The 6,978-nt window shown below is 45.6% G+C and carries 7 protein-coding genes; 4 read left to right on the plus strand and 3 right to left on the minus strand.

Features of this window, described 5'->3' with window-relative positions:
• Nucleotides 1–40: 40 nt before the first annotated feature.
• The 3 genes from JZU62_RS00685 (at nucleotide 41) to JZU62_RS00695 (ending at nucleotide 2,142) form a co-directional block, all read left to right on the plus strand.
• A complete protein-coding gene (locus JZU62_RS00685) occupies nucleotides 41–985 on the plus strand; it encodes an RsmB/NOP family class I SAM-dependent RNA methyltransferase (RefSeq protein ID WP_295010946.1) in 945 nt (314 codons plus the stop codon).
• A 71-nt stretch (nucleotides 986–1,056) separates the two neighbouring features.
• Nucleotides 1,057–1,701 (plus strand): tetratricopeptide repeat protein, encoded by a 645-nt coding sequence (locus tag JZU62_RS00690; RefSeq protein WP_295010948.1) that lies wholly within the window; start codon nucleotides 1,057–1,059, stop codon nucleotides 1,699–1,701.
• A gap of 6 nt (nucleotides 1,702–1,707) precedes the next feature.
• Complete coding sequence (locus JZU62_RS00695; protein ID WP_295010950.1) at nucleotides 1,708–2,142, plus strand: low molecular weight protein-tyrosine-phosphatase; 435 nt, start codon at nucleotides 1,708–1,710, stop codon at nucleotides 2,140–2,142.
• On the opposite strand, the gene JZU62_RS00700 is transcribed toward JZU62_RS00695, so the two are convergent.
• The 3 genes from JZU62_RS00700 to purB form a co-directional block, all read right to left on the minus strand.
• Nucleotides 2,132–2,503, minus strand: a complete 372-nt coding sequence (locus JZU62_RS00700; protein ID WP_295010951.1) for a hypothetical protein — start codon at nucleotides 2,501–2,503, stop codon at nucleotides 2,132–2,134. The genes JZU62_RS00695 and JZU62_RS00700 overlap by 11 nt on opposite strands.
• Nucleotides 2,494–4,860: a ribonucleoside-diphosphate reductase subunit alpha gene (locus tag JZU62_RS00705; RefSeq protein ID WP_295010953.1), complete on the minus strand. Its 2,367-nt coding sequence runs from the start codon at nucleotides 4,858–4,860 to the stop codon at nucleotides 2,494–2,496. The genes JZU62_RS00700 and JZU62_RS00705 overlap by 10 nt, the downstream gene beginning before the upstream one ends.
• Before the next feature lie 112 nt (nucleotides 4,861–4,972).
• Nucleotides 4,973–6,301: an adenylosuccinate lyase gene (purB, locus tag JZU62_RS00710; protein ID WP_295010956.1), complete on the minus strand. Its 1,329-nt coding sequence runs from the start codon at nucleotides 6,299–6,301 to the stop codon at nucleotides 4,973–4,975.
• Nucleotides 6,302–6,383: 82 nt separating this feature from the next.
• Between purB and JZU62_RS00715 the strand changes: the two genes are divergently transcribed.
• On the plus strand, nucleotides 6,384–6,978 hold a 595-nt coding region (locus JZU62_RS00715; protein WP_295010958.1), incomplete at its 3' end, for a pseudouridine synthase.

Raw genomic sequence — 6,978 nt, forward strand, 5'->3', positions numbered from 1 at the left:
AGGTATGTGATTTCGTCCCCGTCCTCGATGGAGTTGTGCGATGAGCCTTCCCGAAACGTTTAGCGAGCGGTTGGAGAAAATTGTTCCACATGAGCAATTTGATAAAATCCTCAAAACCTTCGATGCACCCAAACGGGTCACTTTTCGTTTCAATCCCCTTAAAACAACCCCCAGTGACCTCGAATCCGAGCTGGAACGCGAGGGGATCACTTACGAGAGAGTAGGGTGGGATATCCTAGAGGGAGTTTATCGTATCAATCCAGAAGATAAACTCCGCCTCACTCAAACATCCGCATTCTATGAGGGACGTCTCTATATCCAAAACCTCTCCTCGATGATCGCCCCGCTCTTGCTCGCACCTCGCCCCGAAGAGACCGTTCTCGACCTCGCCGCCGCACCGGGAGGGAAAACCCTCATGCTTGCGGGGATGATGGAAAATACCGGATGGCTCTCTGCGGTGGAACTTCAACGAGAGCGATTCTTCCGCCTCTGTGATAACCTCAAACACCAAGGTGTGACCAACGCCCACACCTATATGACCGATGGACGAAGTGTCGGTAAAAAGTGCCCTGAGATGTTTGATCGCATCCTTCTTGATGCGCCGTGCTCCTCTGAGGCACGCTTTAAAACCCATGAGCCCAAATCGATGAGTTACTGGAGCGTTCACAAAGTCAAAGAGACCTCCAAACTTCAACGCCGATTATTGCTCTCGGCATTCGATGCTCTCAAGCCGGGCGGTAAATTGCTCTATAGTACTTGTTCATTCTCTCCAGAAGAGAACGAAAGCCCTCTTCAGCACCTTTTAGAGCGCCATGGAGACCGTTTAAAGACCATCCCCCTCACATTGCCTTTCGATAACATACAAAAGCCTCTGACGCGATGGGGGAAAGAGGTGTATGACGAGCGGGTCCAAAATGCCGTCCGTATTTTGCCAACCGATACGATAGATGGGTTTTTTATCTGCCTGTTGGAAAAAATTAAATAGTAATTTGATTTCTCTATTTTTAACTTAAGCTATTATGGTAAAATATCATTATCCTTTGTAGGGAGCTTACTATGTCAAATTGTAAAATTGTATTAACATTTTTCTTTCTTAGCTTCTCTACCCTTTTCGCATCCTCCACAGAACAACTTGCCCACGACGGCGAAGTTGCCTTTTATCATCAAAACTATATCGAAGCACGGAAATTTCTTGTTCCCGCCTCTGAACAAGGCAATCTTCAATCCCTCTATTTTCTTGGAGTTATGAACCTAAAAGGTTGTGGTACTCCGGTTGACTACAAAGAAGCGGTTCGCCTTTTTAAAATCGGTGCGCAAAAAAATCATCCTGATTCCCAAGTTGCCCTTGGTGTCCTCATGATCGAGGGGATAGGACTTCCTCAAAATCATATTCAAGCCTCCCGCTTATTTAAACAAGCCGCAAAAAATGGAAACACCGATGCCCAACTCATCCTAGGATGGCTCTATAAAAACGGGGTAGGGGTTCAAATCAACAACACCATCGCCTATGCACTGTGGAACTATGTCGCCGCGCAGGGGAGTGAGTGGGCACGTGTCAGTCGTGATCAGATGTATTATGAACTCACCGAAGCGGAGCTCTATCGCGGACAAGAGCTCTCCGCTAACCTCCCGAAACTTTGGAAGACACTCGCATCTGATTCATCTACTCATTCTACCCGATCCTTCAAACGACACAGTTAACTCATTATGAAATCGATCCTCTTTGTTTGTCTCGGTAATATTTGCCGTTCTCCGATTGCCGAGGGAGTTGCGCGAGCGTTGATAGAAGAGGGCAGTCATAGTATCACCGTCGATTCGGCAGGCACGGGGAGCTGGCACGTCGGTGAAACACCCTGTAAACACTCCGTAACGGTAGCTAAAAACCACGATGTCGATATTTCAGGACTTCATGCCCGCCAAGTAAAAAAAACCGATTTTAGTGCCTTTGATCTGATCGTTGCATTGGATCAAAGCAATTACCGTGATCTCAAAGCGCTAGGGTGTCAAAATTTGGTGAAATTGGGAGATTTTGGGCATAACGGAGCGGATGTCCCCGATCCTTATTTTTTCGATGGTTTTGAGGGTTTTGAGCACGTGTATACGATGATCGAATCGTGCGTGAAAGAGTTACTTAACCGCTAAAAGGAAGTTCTTCGTACCCGATGGAGGTTCCGAGGATATAAAACGGGGCTTCGTTCGCTCTGCCAAAGTAACTTCCGATGGCTAACGCACAACTGTTACTATCCATCTCCACCGTAATCCCCTCGCTCATATCCAAAGAACGTAGAACATTGTCACTTACGAGTTTGGCATCATTCACACCATCCACACGAAAAAGTACATCGATCCAGTCATAACCGCGTGCGATATCCTGAACACTGAAACGAATTTCTATGGAAGTAGTGGAAAGAGGGGTTAGAGAGTGGACTTCACCGTGACGAGCAAAGTCGATACGGTCTAATAGGTTTTTGAGCGTTAAAGCGCTCAGGGGCTTTACTGACACCCTTCACACTCCATCGAGCGGTCTGCTGTATCTTGTTTTTGCTCCGGTGACTGAGAGCGGAGATAGTAGGTCGATTTGAGACCCAGTTTCCATGCGAGCATATAGATATCGTTGAGATATTTACCGCTGGCACGATCAAGGGTGATAAAGATATTGAGACTTTGTCCCTGATCGATCCATTTTTGACGGATTGCCGCCGCTTTAACGAGGATCGTTTGATCGAGATCGTACGCCGGAGTATAGTATCCCCATGTTTCAGGGCTAAGTTGCGGTGCAACGACCGGAATAAGACCTGAGAGGTTCTCTTCAAACCATTTGCGCTTATAGATCGGCTCAATCGTTTGTGTCGTCCCTGTGAGGATTGAAATCGAACTCGTCGGTGCAATCGCCATCAAATAACCGTTACGCATCCCTTGGCGTTTGATGGTTTCACGAAGCTCATCCCACTCATAGTTCGGTGCAAACAATCCGCCACGGTCGATTAAGTTAAGTACCTCAGGAGTTGCATGATCCATCGGGAGAATTCCACGGCTCCATTTAGAGCCTTGATACTCGGCGTATGACCCTTTTTCGACAGCGAGGTTTGAAGATGCTAGGATCGCGTTATAGCTCACCGCTTCCATCACTTCATCCACTTTGTCGAAATGTTCTTGGCTTCCCCACACGATTTTATTCTCGGCGAGCATCTGCGCTTCACCCATAACCCCCAAACCGATTGCACGACTGCGCATATTGGTACGTTTTACTTTTTCGAGAGGATAAAAGTTCAGATCGATGACGTTATCGAGCGCGCGAATCGCTACCGGAACGATACGGTCAATGTCCTCTTTGGTGTGAATACGCGAGAGGTTGACCGATGCGAGGTTACATACCGCCGTCGCACCGTCCACTTTCTCTTTCTCTACGATATAGATAGGGCGACCGTTTAGTGAATCGAGCGCTGTCACTTTGTTCGCCGGTTTTTCGATACCGCTATCGACTTTAACGATCTCATCTTCTTCGAATGTAACAAACGATCCGTCTTCATATTTGATTTTGATCAAATAGTGATTCGGCTGTGTATTTTGGAAAATTTCGGTGCAAAGGTTTGAACTGCGGATAATCCCGAAATGGTCGTTCGGATTAGAGCGGTTCGCACTGTCTTTGAAACACAAGAACGGACTTCCCGTCTCAAAATACGAGGTGAGGATTTTTTTCCACAAATCTTTGGCTTTGGTGTGCTCTTTCACTACGCTCGGATCTTGTTCGAGTTCGAGATAACGTTTCTCAAACGCATCACCGTAAAGCTCGCTGAGCTCTTTTACATCGAACGGATCGAACATCGTCCAGATACCGTCTTCAACGACCCGTTTCATAAACATATCGTTGATCCAGAGTGCAGGGAACAAATCGTGAGCACGTCGGCGCTCTTCCCCTGAGTTTTTCTTCACATCGAGGAAATCTTTGACGTCCATGTGCCACGGCTCTAAATAAACGGCGATAGCCCCCTTACGCGTTCCGAGCTGGTCCACCGCAATCGCGATGTCGTTGGTGATTTTCAAAAACGGTACGGTTCCGCCGGCCGCATTTTTGTGACCGTCGATGAAGGATCCCATAGCACGAACCTGTGTCCAATCCCAACCGATCCCTCCGCCGAATTTAGAGAGTAATGCCATCTCTTTGTAAGCATCGAAAATCCCTTCGATATTATCAGGGGCAGAACCGATATAGCATGAGCTGAGCTGATGACGGTTTGTGCGAGCATTTGAGAGGGTAGGGGTCGCCATCATCACTTCGAATTTGGACATCATGTCATAAAACTTTTTCGCCCAACCCTGACGATCAGATTCGTTTTGTGCCAAGAACATCGCAACTGCCATAAACATGTGCTGAGGGAGTTCGATAGGATCACCTTGACGATCTTTGATCAAATAACGGTCATAGAGTGTTTTAACACCGAGGTAGTTAAACTGTAAATCACGATCAGGGACGATATACCCATCCAAATCCGCCAAATCAAATTTATCTCTCAGACCGAGCAAAATACGCCCTTCGGCTTCACCGCGTTCAAAATAGCTCTCTAGGGAGCCGTAACCGGTAAAACCGTTTACACGGTGGTACAAATCATATAGAAATAGACGAGATGCTACAAACGTCCAGTTAGGAGAATCGATATCAATCTTATCAACCGCTGTTTTAATAAGAGTGTGTTGAATCTCATTACTGTTGATTCCATCACGAAACTGAATCTGAGCATCAACCTCTAACTCGCTCTGCGATACGTTAACTAGCCCCTTCACCGCGGCAGAGGTATATTTTTGAATTTTGGTGATATCCAGCGGCTCTCGACGGCCGTTACGCTTAACAATAGTTAACATATAGCAGTTTCCTTGATGTACATAAGAGGGGTATTATACCCTCAAAATTTAGAAATTTTCTAGCTTTTTGACTTCTTTTTATACAAGCTTATTAAAGCAAATTTTGAACCAATTATTTAAATACTCGCGCAAAAATTTTATCAACATTTTTGGTGTAGTAATCAAAGTTGAAACATTCACGAATTGCCTCTTCACTCAAAGAGTTACGAAGTTCATCATCCGCCAATAAATATTGGAGATACAAACTCTCCCCTTCTTCATTAACAGCACTGTTTCCTTGTTGCAACCCTTCCCATACTTTCATCGCATTGCGTTGAACGATACGGTACGCATCTTCACGACTTACCCCTTTGAGAGGAAGTTCGAGTAAAACACGTTGAGAAAAAACCAAACCGCCGGTTAAGTTGAGATTACGCATCATGTTCTCAGGATAGACGACGAGGTTAGCGATAACACTATTAAAACGGTGAAGCATGAAATCACTTGTTACGAAACTATCCGGCAACCAGAAACGCTCGGTAGAGCTGTGAGAGATATCACGCTCATGCCATAACGCCACGTTTTCCATCGCAGGGATAACATAGGCGCGAACCATACGAGCTAACCCTGTTATGTTTTCGGTCAAGATTGGATTACGTTTGTGAGGCATTGCACTTGAGCCTTTTTGCCCTTTGGCAAAAAATTCTTCACACTCATACACTTCGGTGCGTTGCCAGTGACGAACCTGTACCGCAAATTTCTCGATAGAGCTTGCCATCAATGCGAGTGCCGAAGCGAGACGTGCATAACGATCACGTTGGATAACTTGGTTAGATGCAGGAGCTGATTTAAGCCCTAACGCTTCACACGTATACTCTTCGAGTTCTAACGGCGCGTGAGCAAAGTTACCCATCGCTCCTGAGACTTGACCGACACAGATCACTTCCATCGTTTGTTCCAAGTTTGTTAGATGACGAGCCATCTCATCATACCAAACCGCTAATACCAAACCAAACGTAATCGGCTCACCGTGAATTCCGTGAGAACGTCCCACCATCAACGTCATCTTATGTTCTTCAGCACGAAGTTTGATAGACTCCATTACCATTTTGACATCTTCGATAATCAATGCCAATGAATCACGCATTTGTAATGCGACAGCTGTATCAACTGTGTCAGAAGATGTCATACCATAATGGAACCATCGGCTCTCTTCTCCTAGAGTTTCCGAAACCGATGTGGTGAACGCAATCAAATCATGACGAGTGATCGCTTCAATCTCATCGATACGCTCAACACTGAATCCTGCATTCTTAACAATCTTCTCTGCATCTTCATCGGGAATAAGACCTAATTTATTCCATGCGACAACAACCGCTTTTTCAACATCGAGCCATGCTTGATATTTTGCTTGGATACTCCACTTGGATTTCATCTCTTCTCTGGCGTAACGATCTACCATATCTCTTTCCTTACTATGCTAAAATGCGCATTCTATTATTATTATATATAGTCTATCTAACCCTCCCTAAAAAGGAATTAAATTGCCCTTCGTTACCAAACAGCTTCATGCACCGACTCGTCAAAAAGCATTCCGATTTTTAATGCAAGAGTTAGGGATAACCCAAAGTGAAGCACAACGTTTAATTGCTAAAGGGCGTCTTTCACAAGAGGGTGAAGTGATGGCTAACAATGCGGGGTTTATCGAAGGGTCTTTTGATTTCATCTGTTTTGAACCTTTGACGTTAGGATTAGAACCTACGTTTATCGAAGAGGAGTTTGCAGTTTATGACAAACCCAGCGGTCTCCTCGTCCACCCTCAAAACAGACACACTCCCTACTCACTCAACGATGAGATCAAACACCGTTTCGGTCATGATGCCAACATCACCCATCGGATCGATCAGGAAACGAGCGGTTTGGTTTTAGCGGCACGAAACAAAATAAGTGAGCGCGCTTTGAAGATGATGTTTGAAGAGCGCCAAATCACTAAGAAGTATATCGCTATGGTAAAAGGGCATCTCAAAGAACCACTCGATATCCAAGAGCCTTTATTGCGTCGCGAAGATGAGAGTTCTATCGTCCGTATGATTGTTCGGGTTCATCCTGAGGGAAAACCCTCCCGTACCTTTATAACTC

Origin of the sequence: Sulfuricurvum sp., assembly GCF_019163035.1 — a bacterium.
Lineage (GTDB): Bacteria > Campylobacterota > Campylobacteria > Campylobacterales > Sulfurimonadaceae > Sulfuricurvum.

What these genes read in the sequence shown, in the direction of transcription:
- JZU62_RS00685 (WP_295010946.1), top strand. Translation starts at nt 41, where the DNA reads ATGAGCCTTCCCGAAACGTTTAGCGAGCGGTTGGAGAAAATTGTTCCA.
- JZU62_RS00690 (WP_295010948.1), top strand. Translation starts at nt 1,057, where the DNA reads ATGTCAAATTGTAAAATTGTATTAACATTTTTCTTTCTTAGCTTCTCT.
- JZU62_RS00695 (WP_295010950.1), top strand. Translation starts at nt 1,708, where the DNA reads ATGAAATCGATCCTCTTTGTTTGTCTCGGTAATATTTGCCGTTCTCCG.
- JZU62_RS00705 (WP_295010953.1), bottom strand. Translation starts at nt 4,860, where the DNA reads ATGTTAACTATTGTTAAGCGTAACGGCCGTCGAGAGCCGCTGGATATC.
- purB (WP_295010956.1), bottom strand. Translation starts at nt 6,301, where the DNA reads ATGGTAGATCGTTACGCCAGAGAAGAGATGAAATCCAAGTGGAGTATC.